Origin of the sequence: Psychrobacillus sp. FSL H8-0487 (assembly GCF_038008385.1) — a bacterium.
GTDB classification, from domain to species: Bacteria; Bacillota; Bacilli; order Bacillales_A; family Planococcaceae; genus Psychrobacillus; species Psychrobacillus psychrotolerans.
Window position 1 is genome coordinate 459110 of record NZ_JBBOZA010000001.1, and the last position, 21401, is coordinate 480510.

Annotated in this window: 21 protein-coding genes; 11 read left to right on the forward strand and 10 right to left on the reverse strand. The window is 36.2% G+C overall.

Features of this window, described 5'->3' with window-relative positions; genetic code table 11:
• Nucleotides 1-14: 14 nt before the first annotated feature.
• The 4 genes from MHI47_RS02275 to ptsP are packed head-to-tail and all read left to right on the forward strand — an operon-like array spanning nucleotide 15 to nucleotide 3629.
• Nucleotides 15-452 (forward strand): PTS sugar transporter subunit IIA, encoded by a 438-nt coding sequence (locus tag MHI47_RS02275; protein ID WP_093536072.1) that lies wholly within the window; start codon nucleotides 15-17, stop codon nucleotides 450-452.
• A 1-nt stretch (nucleotide 453) separates the two neighbouring features.
• Entirely contained in the window at nucleotides 454-1620 is a 1167-nt protein-coding gene (locus tag MHI47_RS02280) for a mannitol-1-phosphate 5-dehydrogenase (RefSeq protein WP_340829302.1), read from the forward strand.
• A 24-nt stretch (nucleotides 1621-1644) separates the two neighbouring features.
• Entirely contained in the window at nucleotides 1645-1908 is a 264-nt protein-coding gene (locus tag MHI47_RS02285) for a phosphocarrier protein HPr (protein WP_093536068.1), read from the forward strand.
• A 2-nt stretch (nucleotides 1909-1910) separates the two neighbouring features.
• Nucleotides 1911-3629: a phosphoenolpyruvate--protein phosphotransferase gene (ptsP, locus tag MHI47_RS02290; RefSeq protein WP_093536066.1), complete on the forward strand. Its 1719-nt coding sequence runs from the start codon at nucleotides 1911-1913 to the stop codon at nucleotides 3627-3629.
• 55 nt (nucleotides 3630-3684) lie between these two features.
• Here ptsP and MHI47_RS02295 read toward each other — a convergent pair whose 3' ends face one another.
• Both MHI47_RS02295 and MHI47_RS02300 read right to left on the reverse strand, forming a co-directional pair.
• On the reverse strand, nucleotides 3685-3840 hold the full coding sequence (locus MHI47_RS02295) for a YfhD family protein (RefSeq protein WP_139219902.1): 156 nt from the start codon (nucleotides 3838-3840) through the stop codon (nucleotides 3685-3687).
• Nucleotides 3841-4047: 207 nt separating this feature from the next.
• A complete protein-coding gene (locus MHI47_RS02300) occupies nucleotides 4048-4479 on the reverse strand; it encodes a hypothetical protein (protein WP_093536064.1) in 432 nt (143 codons plus the stop codon).
• 210 nt (nucleotides 4480-4689) lie between these two features.
• On the opposite strand from MHI47_RS02300, the gene MHI47_RS02305 reads away from it, so the two are divergent.
• Entirely contained in the window at nucleotides 4690-5676 is a 987-nt protein-coding gene (locus MHI47_RS02305; protein ID WP_340829304.1) for an SEC-C domain-containing protein, read from the forward strand.
• Between the two features lie 284 nt (nucleotides 5677-5960).
• Here MHI47_RS02305 and MHI47_RS02310 read toward each other — a convergent pair whose 3' ends face one another.
• Entirely contained in the window at nucleotides 5961-6155 is a 195-nt protein-coding gene (locus tag MHI47_RS02310) for a hypothetical protein (protein WP_340768119.1), read from the reverse strand.
• A 137-nt stretch (nucleotides 6156-6292) separates the two neighbouring features.
• On the opposite strand from MHI47_RS02310, the gene MHI47_RS02315 reads away from it, so the two are divergent.
• The 6 genes from MHI47_RS02315 (at nucleotide 6293) to MHI47_RS02340 (ending at nucleotide 11575) form a co-directional block, all read left to right on the forward strand.
• A complete protein-coding gene (locus tag MHI47_RS02315; protein ID WP_340768120.1) occupies nucleotides 6293-6520 on the forward strand; it encodes a hypothetical protein in 228 nt (75 codons plus the stop codon).
• An 86-nt stretch (nucleotides 6521-6606) separates the two neighbouring features.
• The gene (locus MHI47_RS02320; protein ID WP_340761357.1) at nucleotides 6607-7044 is read left to right on the forward strand and encodes a YusW family protein; all 438 of its coding nucleotides are present in this window, start codon (nucleotides 6607-6609) and stop codon (nucleotides 7042-7044) included.
• Nucleotides 7045-7844: 800 nt separating this feature from the next.
• Complete coding sequence (locus MHI47_RS02325) at nucleotides 7845-8690, forward strand: general stress protein (RefSeq protein WP_340829307.1); 846 nt, start codon at nucleotides 7845-7847, stop codon at nucleotides 8688-8690.
• Between the two features lie 99 nt (nucleotides 8691-8789).
• Nucleotides 8790-9707, forward strand: a complete 918-nt coding sequence (locus MHI47_RS02330; protein ID WP_340829310.1) for an exonuclease domain-containing protein — start codon at nucleotides 8790-8792, stop codon at nucleotides 9705-9707.
• A gap of 71 nt (nucleotides 9708-9778) precedes the next feature.
• Nucleotides 9779-10627 carry an MBL fold metallo-hydrolase gene (locus MHI47_RS02335; protein WP_340829313.1) on the forward strand — a complete coding sequence of 283 codons (849 nt, stop codon included), beginning with the start codon at nucleotides 9779-9781 and terminating at the stop codon, nucleotides 10625-10627.
• Nucleotides 10628-10729: 102 nt separating this feature from the next.
• Nucleotides 10730-11575, forward strand: a complete 846-nt coding sequence (locus MHI47_RS02340; RefSeq protein WP_340829315.1) for a DUF1028 domain-containing protein — start codon at nucleotides 10730-10732, stop codon at nucleotides 11573-11575.
• Between the two features lie 99 nt (nucleotides 11576-11674).
• Here MHI47_RS02340 and MHI47_RS02345 read toward each other — a convergent pair whose 3' ends face one another.
• The 7 genes from MHI47_RS02345 to MHI47_RS02375 form a co-directional block, all read right to left on the reverse strand.
• Complete coding sequence (locus MHI47_RS02345) at nucleotides 11675-15394, reverse strand: DUF6359 domain-containing protein (protein ID WP_340829318.1); 3720 nt, start codon at nucleotides 15392-15394, stop codon at nucleotides 11675-11677.
• A 365-nt stretch (nucleotides 15395-15759) separates the two neighbouring features.
• Nucleotides 15760-16674: a hydroxymethylglutaryl-CoA lyase gene (locus MHI47_RS02350; protein ID WP_340829320.1), complete on the reverse strand. Its 915-nt coding sequence runs from the start codon at nucleotides 16672-16674 to the stop codon at nucleotides 15760-15762.
• Between the two features lie 18 nt (nucleotides 16675-16692).
• Entirely contained in the window at nucleotides 16693-18048 is a 1356-nt protein-coding gene (locus tag MHI47_RS02355) for a tripartite tricarboxylate transporter permease (protein ID WP_093536041.1), read from the reverse strand.
• Nucleotides 18045-18491 carry a hypothetical protein gene (locus tag MHI47_RS02360; protein WP_340768127.1) on the reverse strand — a complete coding sequence of 149 codons (447 nt, stop codon included), beginning with the start codon at nucleotides 18489-18491 and terminating at the stop codon, nucleotides 18045-18047. Before MHI47_RS02360 ends, MHI47_RS02355 begins: the two co-directional genes overlap by 4 nt.
• Nucleotide 18492: 1 nt before the next feature.
• Entirely contained in the window at nucleotides 18493-19761 is a 1269-nt protein-coding gene (locus MHI47_RS02365; RefSeq protein ID WP_093536037.1) for a hydroxymethylglutaryl-CoA reductase, degradative, read from the reverse strand.
• A 199-nt stretch (nucleotides 19762-19960) separates the two neighbouring features.
• Complete coding sequence (locus MHI47_RS02370; protein ID WP_093536035.1) at nucleotides 19961-20524, reverse strand: helix-turn-helix domain-containing protein; 564 nt, start codon at nucleotides 20522-20524, stop codon at nucleotides 19961-19963.
• 251 nt (nucleotides 20525-20775) lie between these two features.
• A complete protein-coding gene (locus MHI47_RS02375; RefSeq protein ID WP_340761368.1) occupies nucleotides 20776-21276 on the reverse strand; it encodes a TspO/MBR family protein in 501 nt (166 codons plus the stop codon).
• Between the last annotated feature and the right edge of the window lie 125 nt (nucleotides 21277-21401).

Here is a 21401-nt window from a genome sequence, read left to right on the forward strand (position 1 = left end):
GGAGGCGTAATACAATGACATTACCAATTTTATCAGCAGAAAATATTTTACTTAATCAACAAATAGCTACTAAGGAAGAAGCAATCCGACTAGCAGGTCAAATGTTAGTAGACAAAGGTTATGTGGAGTCTGGTTATATAGAAAAAATGTTAGAAAGAGAAGAAATGACCTCCACTTTTATGGGCAATTTCGTAGCAATTCCACATGGTACTGATGATGCAAAAAAAGAAGTGAAGGAAACCGGCATTACTATTATTCAAGTACCAAATGGAGTAGATTTTGGAGATGGTAATATTGTGAAATTGATTTTTGGTATTGCTGGTAAAGGCAATGATCACTTGGATATACTATCTAATATTGCAATTACTGTATCAGAAGAAGAGAATGTAGAGAAGATAGTTAAAGCAACTTCACCTAACGATATTTTGTCCTTTTTTGAAGGAGTGAACTAATATGAATGCTGTTCATTTTGGAGCAGGTAATATTGGTAGAGGATTTATCGGTTTATTATTGCACCAATCGGGATATAAAACATGTTTTGTAGATGTAAATGCAGAAATCGTTAATTTATTGAATGAGAAGAAACAGTATACTGTAAAGCTTGCGGAGGCATCTGGGAAAGAGTTAACCGTTGAAAATGTATATGCGATTAACAGTTTAAAGGATCCAGAACTTGTCGTAGACGAGGTAGCAAATGCAGATGTTATTACCGCTGCAGTAGGACCAAATATACTTCCCCTAATCGCGGGATTATTAGCTACTGGATTGAAAAAACGTCTAGAACAATCGAAAAAGCCACTAACGATTATTGCGTGCGAAAATATGATTGGTGGAAGTGCCTTTTTAAAAGAAAAGATATACGAAGAGCTGACGAATGAGGAGAAAACTCAATTTGACATGTATTATAGCTTTCCAAATGCAGCGGTAGATCGAATTGTCCCCAACCAGACTAATATTGATAAATTAGCAGTAACAGTGGAACCGTTTTACGAGTGGGTTGTAGATGAGTCTGAGATTAAAGGTGCTACTCCCCCAATACATGGAGTAACATTTGTTCAAGATTTAGAACCTTTTATAGAACGTAAATTGTTTACTGTTAATACAGGTCACGCAGTTGTTGCCTATTTTGGTTATTTGGCAGGGATTCGTAACATGCATGAAGCTCTTGAAAATAGTGAAATTAGAGAAATGGTTGAGCAAGTACTAAAGGAGACTGGTCGATATCTGACTGCAACTTACTCGTTTGATGAAAAAATACATGCTGACTACGTACAAAAAATCATAAATCGTTTTGCTAATCCATATATTTCAGATGATACTACAAGAGTAGGACGCTCGCCGATGCGTAAACTTAAAAAAAATGATCGACTTGTCCGTCCTGCGACCAAATATGTAGAAATGTTTAGTGAGAATCCTTTATACTTAACTAGAGGAATAGCAGCAGCTTTACACTATGACTTTAAAGAAGATCCAGAAGCAAACGAAATACAATTGATGATTGAACAAAAAGGATTACAGTTTACGATTGAAAGAACGACAGGTATTGAACCAGGTACAGGTTTATTTGAAATGATTCAAAAGCAATATGAAGAAATTGCAATAAAGAAAAGCAAAAAATAAAACAATTAAAGGGAGAAGATTATTATGACAAATCATACGTATACAGTAGTGGCAGAATCAGGAATTCATGCAAGACCAGCAACAGGGCTTGTTCAAACAGCTTCAAAATTTGTTTCAGATGTATTTATGGAGTATAAAGGGAAAAAGGTTAACCTTAAATCGATTCTTGGCGTTATGTCACTTGGTGTTGGTCAAGGCGGAAGTATTTCTATATTTGCAGAAGGTACTGATCAACAAGAAGCACTAGAAGCAATTGAAAGCTTTCTAAAAACTGAAGGGATTATTTAATCATGACAGAAATATTAAAAGGAATTGCTGCATCCAGTGGTATAGCCATTGGAAAAGCATTCCTGATGACAGAACCAGATTTAACGGTAACAAAAAGTACAGTAACGAACAAAGAAGAAGAAATTACTCGATTTCATGAGGCTGTAAATGCTGCCAAATTAGAGCTTCAAAAGATACGTGACCGTGCTGAGGTTGACTTAGGGACAGAAAACGCCGCCATTTTTGATGCGCATTTACTTGTACTAAGCGACCCAGAGTTACTAGGTGCAGTAGAAAGTAAAGTAAATGACGAAGCAGTAAATGCAGAAACTGCTTTACAAGAGACGGCAGATACATTAATTGTCATGTTTGAACAGCTGGATAACGAATATATGCGTGAGCGAGCAGCGGATATACGGGATGTAACGAAACGAGTAATTGCAAGGTTATTAGAGGTTGAGGTCCCGAATATTGGATTAATAGATGAAGAAGTTATTATCATTTCCAAAGATTTGGCACCTTCAGATACTGCTCAACTGAATAGAGCATTTGCTAAAGGATTTACAACTGACATGGGAGGTCGCACTTCTCACTCAGCCATTATGGCTCGGTCATTAGAGATTCCTGCCGTTGTTGGTACAAAAAACGCTACATCTGCAATTAAACAAGGTGATTTAATCGTTGTGGACGGAGATAATGGGGAAGTCCTTATAAATCCTCCTACCGATGTTGTAGAGAGCTATGTAGAAAAAAGAAATGAACAAGAGGCAGAGAAGAAGCAACTCTCCTTGCTAAAGAATAAGAAAACTATCACTTTAGATGGTATACAAGTGGAAGTTGCTGCAAACATCGGAACTCCCAAAGACGTCGAAAGCGTCCTTGAAAACGGTGGTGAAGGAGTAGGGCTATATCGTACCGAGTTTTTGTATATGGAACGAGATACTTTACCAACAGAGGAAGAACAATTCCAAGCATATAAGCAAGTGCTTGAAAAAATGGGTGATAAGCCCGTTGTTGTTCGAACATTAGATATTGGAGGAGACAAGCAACTTCCGTATTTAAATCTTCCAGAAGAGATGAATCCATTCCTTGGCTTCCGAGCAATTCGACTGTGCTTAGAGGAACAAACAATTTTTAGAACTCAACTACGTGCATTATTACGAGCAAGTACCTTTGGTAATCTTAAAATAATGTTTCCAATGATTGCGACTCTAGAAGAGTTTAGAGAAGCAAAAAAATTATTACTAGAAGAGAAAGAACAGCTTCAACAGGAAGGTACACTTGTATCAGAGCAAATAGAAATTGGTATTATGGTAGAAATACCTTCGACTGCCATATTAGCAGATCAATTTGCTAAAGAAGTGGACTTTTTCAGTATCGGAACCAATGATTTAATCCAATATACAATGGCTGCAGACCGAATGAACGAGTCTGTTGCTTATTTATACCAACCTTATCATCCAGCTATTTTACGTTTAGTTAAAATGGTAATCGATGCTTCGCATGCTCAAGGAAAGTGGACAGGTATGTGTGGTGAAATGGCAGGAGATACAATTGCCATTCCATTATTGATTGGTTTAGGGTTAGATGAGTTCTCCATGAGCGCTCCTTCCATGCTAAAAGCAAGAAATCAGATCAATCAGCTTACACAGCTAGAGATGAAACAAATTACGGAAAAGGCACTATCTATGCAAACTTCCGAGCAAGTGAAGCAATATGTAAAAGAAACCTTGAAGTTTTAGTATTTTCAAATAAAAGCACTAGGAAACCCACCTATAGAAGTGGGTTTCCTGGTGCTTATTTTCTTTTGACTTTCGGAGCAGTTTTATTTAGTTCTTCAAATTCCTTGGCAAATTCTTCTTGAATTTCGTTTGGTTTGATTTTAAGGTTTTTAGGCGTTTGAGGTAATGAATCTTTGTTGTTACTTCTACCTTTTTTATCGTCTCTTCCCATGTAAAAACTCCTCTCCATTTGTTCGATCTAACTTAATATGGCTAATTTCAAACGATTTACACGGGAGTTGGAAAAATATTAGTTTAGTATACAGAAAGAACTTCATTAAAAAACGTTGTTAGTTATACACGAAAAAGTATCGTAAGCTCGATAGCAAAACAAAAAACTCAAGTACATGGACTGAATTCTCCAAGTACTTGAGTTTTTTTACTTTTTATTGAAAAAGGTAGTTAGTTGTTGCTTCGTTGGGGCTTGAATTTTATAAGTTAACTCACGATCACCGCTATTTTCTATACGCGGAATGATGGACTCTATTACATTAAATTTCCAAAAAGATGGTTTACTTTTTGTACTCTTTTCCGTATCCTTTGTCATCATTTTACGTTGAAACGGGTGCAACTTAGCCATCAAAAACTTTTCTTTTATACGGATTAATAAGTATCCCTCGTCTGTTTCAGGATTGAACTTTTTCATTAGGGATTCACCTAACTCAAACGTATTCGATTTGTTTTGAACAGATGGTGATAGAACTAAAATATTCCCTTTACGGAACAATGCTGTATTCGACACTTGCTTGAGACCTAAATCGTTAATAAGAAAATCTAAGTTCACTTGAGACGCTTCACTAGCAACTGACATATTCCATACCTCCTCGACATTTACAGACTCCTATGTTAAGTATACCCTATTTTGCGGAGGAAATCTTAGTTACACACAGATTTGCTAGATATTTTTTGAAATATTTATAAAAATGTTATTTGTTTTCCTATCTATTTTAGACTAAACCTTAAATTTTGCTTGATTTCATGTTAAAATAAGCACTTACCAAAAGAGAAGGAAGTGTTATATATGGTAGGTCGAAATGATCCTTGTCCATGTGGTAGTGGAAAAAAATATAAAAAGTGCTGCGAGTCGAAGCAGAATGATTCTATAGAAGAGGTACAAACAGAGGAATTGGAAAGAATATTACAATCCTTTTATGATCACTATCCAGAACGTAAGGATATGGAAGATTATGCGGATCTTGTGAGTGCTTGGAGCAAAGTAATAGGTGATTATTTAGACTTAGAAATGATTGAAGCTATTGTAATGGACGAGTTCTTTTTCCATTACAAACAGGAAATATGGTTAGGTTATCTTAAAAAGCAGAAGAAAATAATGGTACGACCTTCTACACTAAGTGTATTAAACCAGTGGAACAAGCCGCAGGTTTTTGTAGGGAAAGTGATTGAAGTAAATGAGCACTATATGACGGTTTCACACATACTCACAAAAGAAAGCATTCAACTTAGACGAGAAAGTGATAAGCCGGTGCCTGTTGGAGTTCATGTGTACTGCTTCATCTTGCCGGATAGCTCTGCCGAAGAAAATCATTATTTAGCTATTTCTAGCTTAGTTTTCTTCCCTGTCGATCACCAGAACGTTTTTGATAGTGTAGAAAAACAATTTGAAAAACAAGAAAAACTTTCTGCATCGGACTTTTTAAAGGATCTGGGAGCAACTCTGTGGAAACTACTTGGACAAAATGGCTATGAAGGCGGAGAGTATACAAACTTTGAAGTGGGAGTTTTACAGGTTGCAATCGATTTCTTAGAGAAAAATAATCGTGAGTATGGTAACTTTATTGAAATAGTTGAGGACTATTTAGTGGAGCAACAGCCAAATGCACGTAAAGAAGTAGCGATTGCTGCTGGAGCCATTCGATTTGGTCAGGAAAATGGGTTATTTGAACCGTTTGATATGACGATTAAAGAGATTGCAGAGGCTTTTGATGTTTCCACCTCTTCTTTAAACAAGTACTATAATGATTTAACAGCGTATTATCAAGCAAAATAGTTGGAAAATAAAAGGTCGCCGTCTATTGAATTTTAATAAGCGGTGACCTTTTAATATTATAAGTAAATTCTGATTATTAATTTTTTTAGGTCTCTTGTGCTATATAGGGAGTAGAGAGAAATTGTCTACTCTTTTTATTGTTTATGGAGTTATACAATCTTAGTGCACAACAGCTATGAGTGTAGTTTGCAAAAGAAGGCCAAATTGAAAGCCGACTTTCTATTTTAAGGTCGGCTTTCAGCATCAAATTTAATTGTAGCGAACGTAAGATTTCTATTAAAGGTCTAACTAAATAGTCCACCTAAAATACCCTTGTCTTTGGAAGAGTTACTAGTTGGTTGATTTGTTTTGGTTCCTCGAATAGGAGTATTCGTAAAACTTTCGAATTGTTTTGCTATTTTGTCCCGTGATCCTTTATTTCTCATCAAAAATGCAGCTCCAAGACCTAAAGCGGTGATTGCCATTTTGTTTTTATTCATAAGTTCGTTTCCTCCTCAAATTATTTTGTTATAAATTGTTTTCCCATATTTTTTGAAGTTAAACAAACAAGGTAAGATGTTTAGTAATTGAAAATAAGGATAAACAATTTAAAACACATTAAAGAGGAGTGGAAGAAATGACGAAAAAGCATCCAACTGATAAAGAGAAGCAAGATATTTCCGGACGTATTATGGATAATCCGGATCTATTAAATACCGAAAAGGAAAGTATATTCGACACAGATGAAGATATGAAAACAGTGGATCCTATACCGGTAGAAGAGTTGAATGAAAAGGTAAAAGATGAAAAAAATAAACGAAATACTAAATCAACATCGGCGAGTGAAGACCGTTTTCCTGGATAATTACTCGTGAGTAGTTTATTTCTTAGGAAAATGGAGATAACTCTAGATAGAAACCAATTTCATACGAATATGAAGGAGTGCTTAAAATGAAAGTAAAAAAATATTCATTACTTGGTAGTGTAATTATGTCATCTGTTTTAATATTAGGGGCTTGTGGAGACAAGGAAGAAGTAAGTGAAGCACCTGACAAAGAGACCGCTCAAAGTGAATTTGGTTTTCAGTCATTTGATTTAGATATAGACACGGTAGATCAGAAGGATGCCGTTGATGCTTCTTTTGATATTGATGTCTCCGAAACAGAAGCGGAGTATACAAACCAAACAGAGTCAAAAAAACTTTCTGGTGACGAGGCTTATGCAGAGTTAGAGCCAATCTTTAAAGAACTTGCACTAACAAAAGATATGAGCAAAGAAGAAGTGATTGAAAAGGTTACTAAAGCATTTGGAGTAGAGGATTATAAAGAGTTTGAGCTAGAAATTGAATTCTCTGATGGAGATACACAAGAGTTTAGCGATATAAAATAGAATTTAAAAGCCTTGAGAGACGATGAATATCGTTCCTTAAGGCTTTTTTTGACAAGATAAGAAAGTATATAAAAAAACAGCATCAACACTGCATTTGCAGAACATTTAAGAATGAATAATACTACTGATTTCCGCTGCATGTGGAGAACAAAGGCTAAGAGCGCCACGTCTTGTGGCAATTTCCTTTGTGACCAACGACCTGTTGGTCTCCGTGGGCACGGCTTCAATCTCCTCGTCACTACAAAAACATATGCTCCTGCGGTGCTTTCAGCTCGCGTTGTTCCCATTGATGTCGCCTATTTCACTACAATCAATTAAGTGAGTACTACTGCACGATAAGATTGTCTTTTTAATTAGCGATACTATTCTGCAAAGAGGGAGGAAGAAAAAGGATTCCCTATAATCCAGTGGAGTTAAAGAGAAATAGTAAGTGATACCTAAATAAAGAAGCGAACGAGCGAACGAAATTGCATCTTCGTGAGCTTCTACAGAAATAGGAGATTTTCTTTTTTCTAGTTATCCAAAAACCAACTAGCCTCTTTAAAAATCAAACGGGTAATCTTATAGCAATACGGCTGTCCAACGCTCTTTGAAAACGATATAAACAGGTTTTGACGTACAAGGGCCTCATATTTTGCTCGGTTTTTCCTATAATATTTATCACTTCTATCAATAACTTTATGTACTTGAATAATTACTGTTACATTACAAATCGATTAACATTAGCTGCATTGTGTTTAAGTTATAACTTAAGAAGGGTAAGGAAAGAATAACACAATAAATTTTGAGGAGGCAACACCATGAACATTGAATCGAATAGACGAATTGAAATTGCTCGTACCGAAGAAGAAATGTATGATAAATTGGAAGCCCTACAAAATCAAGGTTATGCAGAAAGTGATATACATGTAATTTCAACTGAAAATGCTCATTTAAATACACTTAGTCGTCACTCAGAAGTTTCTACACATGAGGCTGGAACATTTATGGATAAATTCAAATCTTGGTTTACTGGAGAAGATGCAGTAGCGGAAGGTTTACGTAAATTAGATCTAAGTGAAGAAGAAAGAACAAAATATGCTGAAGAAGTGGCAAGAGGAAGTATTGTTCTCTACACAGATGTTTTAACACATAATGATGAACCAATGGTATACGGTACTCATGAGAATGAATTTGAGCAAGAGTATACAGATACAGTAGGTACAGATGTTGTACAAAATCGTTTCATGGAAAACGAAGAGCCGATTAGTGAATATGCTAAAGAGCAAGGTTTTACACCTTCTAACAATGAGTTTGTAAATGAAACTGATGGGCGCTTTGATGAACCACAGGACCGCTTTGCACGTGGAGAAACTTTTGCCACTGACCCATACTTAGCAAGAGAAGAAAATCATATTGGTCACTCTATGCAGGAAGATAAAGAAGTAAGAGAGTCTCGTCCGACTATTGATGAGAGCATTACAATCGAAGAAAAATCATACGGTGCTCACTCACCAGGAGCAGATCCGAATCTAGGTCCAGCGGCTTATGGGAGTGAATTAGTGGAAGAGGAAGAAGAGGAAAGACTTTCTCATGATCAACACGAAGAAAAGTTGGAATTTCAAAAGAAACTAGATGATATCCCTCCAACTAATAGACTATATTAATTTTAAGATAACGGATAGAGCCTCTCTAATTGGAGAGGTTCTTCTTTGTATTCTATTATGAGATAATGAGAGACGATCTAACTAAATGAGGTGAAGTAAATGGACTTTATAGCTATCGATTTTGAAACAGCCAATAATCTTCGTTCTAGTGTATGTTCAGTAGGAATCGTACAAGTAAAGAACGGGAAAATATATAGAGAAATACAATCCTTAATAAATCCGTTAAGTGAGTTCCATTATTATAATACAAAAATTCATGGAATTACTGAACATATGGTGCATGGAGCACCAACCTTTGAGGAATTTTGGCCGAACATGAAAGATCTTATTGAAGGTCAAGTTATTATTGCACACAATGCAAGTTTTGATATGGGTGTTTTACAAGAATGTTTGCGTCAATTCCATGAACCATCTCCACATTTTGAATATGGATGTTCTTTTCGAATTGCCAAAAAAGTGTGGCCGCAATTATACAATCATAAGCTATCGACTGTATCGAATTATTTGGGTATTAGTTTGAGGCATCACGATGCTTTAGAGGATGCTCGCGCTGCTGCTATTATTACATTAGAAGCCCTGCAGAGAACTCAGACAAGTACAGTGAAACAACTGGCCAAACTACATAATGTGACGATAAAGTCATCCATTCAAGCTAAAAAGCAACCAGCCCAACGCAAAAATAAAGCAGACATGACAATCGAGTTTTTAGAACCGGAAGATGCAGAACTAAATTCTAAGCATCCATTTTACGAAGCGCAAATTGTTTTCACCGGAAGAATGCACTCTATGACCAGAACGAAAGCAGCACAACTTGCAGTGAATTGTGGAGCAGTTTGTAAAGGGGCGGTGGATCATCAAACAAATTACTTAGTAGTGGGAGATAATGACTTAGCCAAATACTTACAGGGTATAAAAAGCACCAAAATGCAAAAGGTAGAAGGGATGATTCAACAAGGACTTCCAATTGAAATAGTTGGAGAACAAGATTTTTTAAGATTAGTTAGGTATTCAGTTTAAAGAGCTGGCTAAAAGTATAAATAAGCTATCCCGGTGAAATGCTAATGGCAGTTAAGGAAAGGGTGAATTACTTGGACAATTCAATATCATACGGCGACGATTACAAATATATACCAGCAACTTCTGTAGGAAGTGGTATAGGAATCGAGATATTACCGGACATTTATTGCCATACCATTCAAATCGTTAATATTTGTTTAGTGGGCGAACCTAACTCTGAGGACTTTGTATTAGTAGATGCAGGTATGCCTTACTCATCGGATGAAATTATTTCTGCAGTAGAAGAACGATATGGTGTTAACAAAAAGCCAAAAGCAATTATCTTAACCCATGGACATTTTGATCATGTTGGGGCAATAGTTGAATTAGTAAATAAGTGGAATGTCCCTGTCTATGCTCATGAACTAGAATTACCTTTTTTAACAGGTAAAGAAAGCTATCCAAAACCTGATCCAACAGTTGAAGGAGGATCTGTAGCCAAAATGTCTTTCCTATTCCCTGTGGATGCTATAAATCTAGGAAACCATGTTGAAGCGCTTCCGGCCGATGGAACAGTTCCTTTTATGGATGATTTTCAATGGGTTCATACGCCAGGTCATACCCCGGGTCACATCTCCTTATTTAGAGAGAAAGACGGGGTATTAATAGTGGGGGATGCATTTGTTACAGTGAAACAAGAGTATTTGTATAAGGTGTTCACGCAGGAACAGGAAATAAGTGGTCCTCCAAGATATCTCACGCCTGACTGGGAAAAAGCTAGGGAATCGGTAAACAAGCTTTCAAACTTAAAACCTAAAGTAGCAATAACTGGACATGGTTTACCTATGAAGGGAGATTTACTTACTAGCAATTTACACTTGCTAGTCACGGATTTTGACTCGATAGCATTGCCGCGCCATGGAAAATATGTAAAAGAATAATGACAGTGAAAATAGAAGATCTCATTCATATAATGGGATCTCTTTTAATTGTCAGAATAAAAAGTTAAAATATAAATAGATTGAGTGAAAAGGGGTATGCAAATGACATTTTCCATTGTTGGCTTCGATCCGCAAACAAAAGAATTAGGAGTTGCCGTTGCTTCCAAGTTTTTGTGTGTGGGAGCAGTTGTCCCATTTGCAAAAGCAGGTGTAGGAGCAATTGCGACTCAGTCTTGGGCTAATTTAGATTATGGCATCGATGGCTTGGACATGCTACAAGATGGCATGTCACCGGAAGAAGTTCTAAAAGAGTTGGTTGCGAATGATGAAAAGTCAGGCGCTAGACAAGTTGGTATAGTGGATGCAAGTGGTCGTAGTGCCATATATACTGGAGAAGATTGTATTGAATGGGCAGGAGGATTTGCAGGAACAAACTTTGCAATTCAAGGGAACATATTGGTCAATGAAGATACAGTTCAGGCGATGAAGACAGTTTTCCTCCAACATGAGGGAGCTTTTGCGGAACGCCTATTAGCTGCATTACAAGCTGGAGAAAGTGCAGGAGGAGATAAAAGAGGTAAACAGTCTGCTGCTTTGTTAATAGTAAAAGAAAATGGTAGTTATGGAGGCTACACGGACCGGTATATCGATCTTCGAGTGGATGATCATGCTGATCCCGTGAAAGAATTAGCAAGGCTCTTAAAGCTACATCAACTATATTTTACAGAAACAGTTCCAGAGGATATTGTGGCTATTGAAGGAATGTTAGCAAATGAGATTCAAAATATGTTATATGAAAATGGTTTTTTAGACAGGGATCTTACGGAAATGGATGACTTATTGGATGCTATTCATTCTTATCACCTAATTGAAAATTTTGATGAACGAGTGCAAGAAAGAGGTTATATCGATACTAAAGTTATAGAATTCATGCGTATTAATAAGTAGGAATACAAAATGGTGGTGTAAAAAGACTATCAAACCTTATATAATTTGAAAAAGAAAACGAGGGTCATAACGTTTGTTATGACCCTCGTTATTTAATATCTACTTAATCTTTTTAAACTTCCACTTTTTAGACTTTTGGTCGTAGTAAGCGGCTTCCTTAGTTCCTTTTTTCCCTTCAGTAGTGATGATAAAATAATCAGTAAATCCTTTTGTGATTTTTTGGTTACTGCTATCAAGGAAATTCATATCTTTAAGTTTCAAGTCGTCCTTAACTTTATGATTATTTTTTTCCTTTAGTAACCCTGGTGGTACATGGTAATCCAAGTGCAAAGTAAATTGCCCACTTGCTGCAAGTACATCAAAGTTCTTTGCAGTTATCGAGAATGTCCCATTCATAAGATTAATCACAACGTCTTTATTTGTAGCGTTAATCTTGCTAGTAGCTGCTTCTGTAAAACGGATTTTAACATCTCCAGCATTATGCATCACAGAGCCATCCACCGTAATAATACTTTTTGAAGTATCTACTTTATCTTCAGTAATAATAGTTTCTCCATTATTTGCCGTATGGACAGTTACTTTAATCGTTACTGAATTGTCACCATACGTTGCTGTAATAATTGTTGTCCCACTTGACTTAGCGGTAATTTCACCTTTGTTTACGGAAATAATTTTGCTATTAAAACCGCTATAGTTAGCTTTTTGTGTAACATCCTCAGTTGTATTTGAGCCCTCAGTTGTTTCAGTTAGCTTAATATTAGCTTTTTTGCCTTTTTCTAATTCAAATGCTGTTTTATTTGCAGAAAGAGTCTTAGTAACCTGCTCGTTCAAATCCACTTGAATAAGAACTGGGTCATGGTCGGAAGCGCGTCCATGAATGTCCATATAGTTAGCATTAATGTGAATCATATCTACTTCAGTTTTATTTGCTAGATTATTGGTAACTAGAACATGGTCAAGTACTTGGTTATTCCCTTGGTAGAAATAGGAGAAACACTCACCCACGGGTACTTTTTCTACCATATTTGTTAAGATGTCACCTTTTAGTGCAGCAAGTGTTGGGGTGAATTCGAAATCATTCATATCTCCAGCAACGATTACATTTAAATCTGGATTCTTTTCTATACCAGATTGGATAAATTGGTTAATCATCGTGGCTAACTCAATTCTTTCTGCCTCAGAGCCAAGGAATGGAGGTTGGTTTTTACCGTATAATGGCTGGTCTCCACCTTTAGAATTTAAATGAGCACCAATTACTACTACTTTCTCTCCTTGGAACTCAAATTGTGCAGCTAATGGCTTACGTGTATTTTTTTGTGGTAAGTCAAGAATTCTGCCAGGATTCAAAGTGAGGTTTCCAGCTTCGTCCCATACTACTTTATCCGTTGAACTTCCTTTTACTCCTTCGGAAAGGGATACGCGATTAGGGTTGTACAAGTAACCAACACGAATATTCCCACCAGGTTGTCCACCATCTTGGTCGTACTCCGGTGCTATATCGGTCCAAGCGTAAGCTGGTCCACCAGCAGCTACAATTGCTGTGATTAACCTTTGATAGCTTGCCGAGGCATCTGTATTTCCAGAAGCGGTAGGGCCATCGTTATCTTGAACTTCTACAAGAGTGATAATATCAGGTGATTTCATATTCTCCACGAAAGACGTAGCAATTTTTGCTACTTTTTCATCAGGGGTGTTTTCAGTATTTGTTGAAAAGTTTTCAACATTGTATGCTGCAACAGTTAATTTATCTTCGTTAGGTTCGATATCTGTCACTACATTTGGTTTTTCAACTCGAGTAATTGGAGGTAGAGTAGACTCCTCAGCCCAAAGCTTGAAATTACCAAAGCCGAAGCCCATCACTCCCACAATGTCCCCAGTATAATAATCACCTGATTTAGCATCATATTTTTCATTTCCTGTTAATACTAATATTCTCTCAGGATTATAGTCATTTGCAGAAATGTTTACTCCGCCTAATACATTGAACTGTGTGTTCGTAGAATTCCCTGCAATTACAGGTATTTCTCCATATTCTTGCGGTCCAATAACTTTTGCATCTGGTACAGCTATACGCATCAATTCAATGGATTCCCAAAAGTCTATTCCATCTTCTAATGGATCGAACGTAGTTAAACTATCATTATCAATTATTTCGGTTGGAGGAAAAATATCTTCACCAATTACTAAAGGTTCGGGTAATTCTGCTGTTCCAGATTTGGTAGCCGAAGTTGCACGAATTCTAGTAATAGGAAGATCATTTGCTTTCATATCTGAATAGCCCTCGTAGTACCATTCCTCCACGGATCCTGCTACTGTAACTAAGTCTCCAACTGCTAAACCATTAGAAGCCTTATTGACGATTAATGCTTCTGATGTAGTATTGTCATCATCGGCATTAACATCTTGAATGACAAAGTTTGCTGAATTGTAGAGATGAGTTACAACACCAGTAATCTCTTGAACTGTTGCACCTTCATAATTTGAGAAGTGGGATAGTCCCTGAATATCACGAATTGATAGGTTATTTGTTTTTAACACATCAAATGTAAAAGAAAATACTTCTGATGTTGTATCGGTAACAGCTATGGCCTTAATCGTCGTATTCGTTAATAAAGTAATTGGTCCAGTATATAGCATGCTTTCAGTTGAAGGTGTTGACCCATCTAGTGTGTAATAGATGGCTGCACCATCGATTGGAGTAAATAAAGAAATTTCAGTTCCTTCTGATATTGTCCCAGGGAATATATCCGTGTAGACTGCAGGTTTATTCACTAAGTTAAAGCTGTCTAAACCAAGTGTTTTTACTTGATAAGTTGTATTGAATTTAGACGCGATACCAGAAATATTAACTAAATCGCCTGCTTTATAGCGTTGAACAAACGTATTGTAGTCAAGACCATTTCTATTGTCATTTCGAATAACAACAGACTCTCCATTTTCGTGTGTTGCAGTAAATTCGAATGTTCCATAGTCATTGATTTTAGTCAAATTATTAATTATTACATTATTCAAATTTACTCGTTCACCTTGAGTCTCTTCATTGACTCCTGCTGGTGTAATGATTTGTTCTAGTGGTAATTCATTGCTTGAGGAAACTTTTGATATTTTAGTAGGTTGAATTTGTAATTCTCCACTGTATGGACTAACTTTACCTTCCAGCTCAATGACATCACCAGGATTTACATCTGCCGAAGAGGTAAATACATAAATACCTGCCGACGTGTCTTGAAGATAGAAGCCATTGCCGCCCCAATACCCCATCCCAGTAGTGACAGTTCCGGTGATTTTAACTAATTTGTCCGGGTTAGTAATTACTCGAGCTGCAACAATATTTTCCAACAACTCTACTTCTGGAGATTCAGGTGGAGTTTCTCCATCAGAGATTATCGTGTAAGCAGTTGGACTTTTTAGACCTGGAACAGAAAAGTAAGCTTCTAATGATCCAGTTACGGTTACTTCTGCTTTTAAGTTTTCAGGATGATCTTTTAGATTCAGTGCTGTTCGAAGTGCTCCAGTCGGTAATTGAACCGGTAAAATATTAGATGGATTTGTTTCATTTGGTGAATCTGCTAATCCAATATTTGTAGCTACTGTAAAAGGAGCTTCCTGATCATAGGAAGTTCCAGAATTAGCAGTTCCCACGATATATCCTTGAACTGTCACGGTCCCTGTGTTATTTGAAATTGCTTCTGAGACGCTAATAGGTTCTGCAGCTTGAACACTAGGTGCAATTATAAATGGGACAAACATGGAAACTACTAATATGAGGGAAACGGCAACCTTATTACAAGCATGATTCCAAAGACTCTTTTTTATCATTTTATCCACTCCTAAACAAATTTATATTTCGGATAGATTATAGCAAAAGAAAATGACAGGTTTGAGGGAAAATTGTAAAAATTAGAATATCTCCTTAAAAACAGGTAAGAAGTAGTTGGAGTAATTTATTCTCTGATAAAAAATAACTAATAACTATTGAATATAAAGAACTGGAAAAATAAAATTTATGTCGTTGCAAAGTTGCGTGTAAATTTAAGGTGTTTGGTAATTATATAATTGCTATAAACTAGAAAAATGATGAAAGTTAAGGGGAGTGTAGCAGGTATTAGTAAGGAAGAAAAAAGTACCAAGTATCAGCCATTTGATACTTGGTACTAGAAATTAGTCAATTTATTTTCTTTTCATTATTTATGTTGAGATTCATAGTATTTCACACTATAACTATCTAAAGGTTTTTGAAGTTTACTTTGTATATACAGTGCGGCTGCGTTGAGTTTTTTTGGATCTATATTTGTTTCAATACCCATATTTGTGAGCATATAATTTAAGTCATCAGTTGCCAAGTTGCCTGATGCTCCTGGAGCATAAGGACATCCACCTAAACCACCCAGAGAGCTATCGAATTTAGAAATACCCATTTCCAATGAAGCTAGTGCATTTGCTAAAGCAGTTCCTCGGGTATTATGAAAATGCATTGCGATACTATCTGCGGGGTATCGTTTAAGAAGTTGCTCTAAAACTTGCTTCACTTGAACGGGATTAGCAATCCCAATTGTGTCACCTAATGATAATTCATTTATACCCATTTCAAATAGGGAATCTGCTAATCGTATTACCTGATCAGTTTCTATATTTCCTTCATAAGGGCAACCGAAAACTGTGGAAATATATCCTCGAATTGTTTTCTTATTGGAAATACTTTCTTTAACAACTTCCGATAAGTCAATCTCTGTTTCTGAAATAGTTTTATTAATATTTTTCTTATTATGAGTCTCACTTGCAGAGATGAAAACAGCGACTTCATCAATACCACTCTCTAAGGCGCGGAATAACCCTTTTGTATTTGGAACAAGGGCAGCATAAGTGACGTCTGGATTTTTCTTAATATGTTTTGCAACATACTCTGCATCCGAAAGTGCAGGAATCCAAGTAGGATTTACAAAAGAAGTAACTTCTATATAATTTAAACCTGAATTAGATAAGTGATCTATCCATTGTATTTTCTCATCTGTTGGAATAAATTTACTTTCATTTTGTAATCCATCACGTGGTCCTACTTCTCTAATGCTTACACTTTTAGGAAACCTGGGTGTTGTCATATTAAAAACTCCTTTTACTTATATTCCGAAGAGCGTCATCATAATCCAAGTTGACGCATAGAAAATCATAAATTGTACACCAGCGCCAATTCCAAGAATGCGATTTAGAAGACCACCAACTGCTGCCACTGTGAACGTAAGTACAATACCAACAAGTTGTGCTTCGTGGAAGGCAAGTAAACAAGCAAGTCCAATGAACATAGCAACAATAGCTTCTTGACTTACAAGCTTCATCACTAGTACAGAAGCTTTTCTTGCATAGTTCATAGAAAAAGGATAGGCGATTAACGAAGCGATAATGAGTCCAATTGCACCGTAAAGGAAAAACTCCCATGAAGTTAGGTAGGTATGCAAATTATTTATAGGGTCGACAGTGAATACTGGTGGTGCATTAAATAATGGTGACCCTGGACCAAGAGCAACAGGACTTAGTGGAATCCCAAAAGCTATTAATGGGATGATTACTTCTGCGATATACGTAGACTCTGTTACCCCATTCATTACTGCTAAACTAGTAGTAGACTTCTTATAGGCACCTTTTGTACGGGAACCGACAATTTCACCCATTAGGGAAGTCATTCCTACAGGACTAAAAACAAAAGTAAGAGAAGAAATAAAAGTTGTAATGGAAGTGAATACTTGTTGTCTTCCAGTTAAAATTTTTAAAGGGTTCGGAAAGTATCCTTTCCACGTTTTTGTTTCAGGAGCCAGATGATATTCTTTAGCTTTATCTCTTTCAATAGTCTTTCTAGCGCTAGAGGAGGTCGCGAATAAAAGATCACAAAAAATTGGACCTATAGCAATTCCTAAAAAGAAACTGATAGATAAATGCTTATCGAGTATGCTAAAACTCACTAAATCTAAACTTTTAATAAAGAAAGCGAATGGAATAATCATTAAAATACTTACCCATTTACCTTTAGAGAAAAAGGCGATTAGAATAGCAGCTAGTGTAAAAATTATTCCTGTTGATGATTTGAAGAAGTCAGCGAATTGACCCAAAAACTGGCCTAATAGAACAGCAGTTGGTAAAGCGATGAATGCACCAATAATTCCACCTGAAATCATTTTCCTAAGTGCTATATGTGGCATACCCATTCTTCTTAAAGTGTTCGCATGATCTATTAATGGAACAGCTGTAGTATCACCGGGTATACCCATTAATGCAGTTGGTACGGCATGTGTAAGATGTTTTGCTAGAACTGCTGCCATAAAAAATGAAAAAACGGCGGCTGGAGGTGCACCAAGAAGGATTACTAACAAAGTAAGTGGGACCATAATAGCTGTCTCATCAGTACCAGATATCAATCCTATTAAAGAGAAGACAATTGCACCAAGTAATGCAAATAAAATAGCTGTAATTAGTAAACTCATTTCTTCTGCTCCTCTCTAAGTGCAAGAAAACTATTTAAAACTCCGAATTCTTCCAATTCTTTCTTAGTGATTGGATCATTTTCGATTAGTTCTAATTCTTCTAGAGGATCTAATTGTAAATCTTCAAAAACTTGTCTCATACTTTCAGAAGAAGTTTCTTCTTCAACTAATATTCTTTTTGGTTTAAAAAGAATGGAACAAAGTACTAAAGAGAAAACACTACCTAAAATCCCAATAAGCAATGAGTAAGAAGCTACCATACTTTCACTAGCGATAGAAGGGAGTAACCAAAGGCCGATATTGTAACCTCCTAAACTAATACCTACGCTTATTAAAACCGCAAAAAGTAATTGATTTGGTAGAATTGTATCTCCCAGTATTTCTAAATATGTTTTTGTTTTTTTATTCAAATCAGTAGTTGGTGATTTATGGTTATCTGCCATCCTATTCACCTCTTTGAGTTGCTTTCGTTATTTCTAAGATACGGTCATATCTAAGGTCTTTCTCTTTGACAGCTTGTGCGACGATTCTATCTATATCTGATTTTTTTGCGCCAGCCATTACCGCTAAGTTTCTAGCATGTAAAGACATGTGACCTCTTTGAATACCTTCAGCAGATAAGGCCCGTAATGCTGCAGCATTCTGTGCTAGTCCTGCAGCTGCTATACAACCTGCAAGTTCTTCAGCAGAGCTAGCTCCCATTACTTTAAGGGCAGCTTGTGCCACCGGATGTGTTTTCGTTGCACCACCAACAATCCCAACAGCCATTGGTAACTCAATAGAACCGGATAAGTTGCCATCCGCATTTATTTCCCATTTTGTTAAAGATTTATATTGTCCAGATATAGAAGCATAGGCATGTGCTCCGGCTTCTACTGCACGAGTATCGTTTCCAGTTGCCAAGACTACAGCAGAAATTCCATTCATTATTCCTTTGTTGTGTGTAGTTGCTCGATAAGGATCATAATCTGCAAATTCGAAAGCGCTTACAATGTTATCCACAACCTCTTTGCCACCAAGTGCCTCTGTTGAAAAAATTGCTCTTGCGCGAACGAGTCTAAGGTCTGCTAAATTAGATATTATTTTTAATACAACCTTACCACCAGTAATTGTCTCAATAGTTGGAGAGACTGCTTCTGCCATTGTGTTAACAGCATTTGCACCCATTGCATCTTTTGTATCTACAATTAGATGAATTACTAACATTATTTGAGAGTTGGTTGGAATAATATGAACTTCTATATCCTTAGCCCCTCCACCCAATGAAACCAATGTTGGATCTTGCACATTACAATAAGCTAAAATTTCATCTTTATGTTCAAAGATTTTGGCTTTTGCAGCATAAGGATCTGCTACATTTAATACCTGAATTTGACCACGCATGATTGTTCCACTCATTGATGTGAAAAAACCACCATGGTCATAACTTGCTTTTGCTGCATTACTAGCAGCAGCTACAACAGAAGGTTCTTCCGTAGCCATTGGGATAAACATATCTTTTCCATTAATTTTAAAGTTGGTTGCAATTCCAAGTGGAATGCCTATTTGTCCAATTACGTTTTCTATCATTGAGTCTGCTAAATCCATCGAAAGTGGATTCTCCCCAGATAAATGCTTTAACTGATCATCTGTTAAATTGCGACCTTCCGTAACAATATCAAATCTTTCTTTAGGTGATAAACGATAAAATCCTGGAACTCTTGTGTTTGACATGACATACACCCCTTATTTTTGTGTAATAGCATTCAACCTAGTTGAATGCTATTACACAAAAATACATTAATAATTATTACTTGTAAATACCAAATCTAAAATTTATTCAGAAATCGAAGTAAATTCAAAAAATAGAGAAATAATTATTAATGAGGACTAGTAAATATGAGAAAGGTAAAAATACGGGCAGTTCCATAAATTAAAGGGGGGTATTTTGTATAAAAAATGTCAGTACTTTTGCTTCCTTGTTCTTATCTGCAGAAATAAAAATATGAGGAGTGTTTCCTTCGAAATAAGCACTATCACCCTGTTCCAAGTAATGTAACTCACCATCATAATAAAGGTTGATCGACCCGTTTAGAATATAAATAAACTCGTCTTCACTATGGGTAAATGGCGTTACATATTCAGCTTCAGGTAGGACGGTGACTATTACTGGTTCTACTTTACTAAAGCGAGGACGATTTGCGAGCGCTTCATAAGTATAGCCAATGTCTTTATTTCCAATTTTTAATTTTTTATCCTTGCTTTTCACTATGGATAATTTATTGTGAAGATTGGACTCTAAAAACCAAGACAAGGGAGTATCTAGCTCTTGTGCTATTTTTGATAGTGTTGCCACAGCAGGGGCGGCTTGTCCATTTTCTATTTTTGAAATATGACTTTTCGTAAGACTGCATCTTTCGGCTAGTTCTTGTTGAGTTAAAGTATTATTTAACCTAGCTTCCTTAACCTTTTTTCCAATAGTATGTTGAAGATAAATGGGACTCTCCTCCTAAATAATTTAAAACCTATAATAATCATATAATACATTAATTACTCTCATTTGTAATTCTTTCACCGGTAAATTTACAGCTAGATTATTGTGTGAATTTGTTCATTTACTGTAAAGAATTAGAATTTATCATATTAGTTCTTAGACTATTTAAGTAGTACAGAAATATTGAGGGGAAGAAGATAAGGGTCCTGATTTTAGCCGGGACCCATACATAGACTTCATGCATACTAAAGAATTTATTTATTCAATTTCCATACGGAATAATTCAGACCAAGTGCAAAGGTAACCCATCCTACATAAGGCATCATTAAAACTCCTGCAGTATTGTCCAATTTCTGAAACTCATACGCGGTTAACGCAATGGATGCTAGCATAAGGCTGATTTCTACAAGTGCAGTTCCTCGTAAGCCCCAACGGAAAAATAGAAATGACCATAAAAAATTTAAACCTAATTGTAAGTCGTATAAGGGGATAGCTGGTGTTGAGTCCGTTCTCATATCTTTCACCTTTTGGTCTACACGATATTTAGCAATTCCCATTGTTGCGTAAAGAGTGGTCCATACAATCGGAAAGACTGCCCCAGGGGGTGAAAATGATGGCTGTTTTAGTTTTTTATATTTTTCTTGGGCATTTTTATTGGCAATCCAACCTGTGATAGAGCCGCCAACCACCGGTATAAGAATACTAAGTGCTAATTTCTTTTTGTTTATCCGACCATTCACTTGTAGTAATTCCATTTTACAACCTCCTAGTTCTATTTATTATTTCATTCCCTAAACACTCCGGAATAATCTATATTGGTAAAAATAAATAATTAGAAAAATTAGAATATGTTATAATTATCAAGGGAAATCTGACTAGG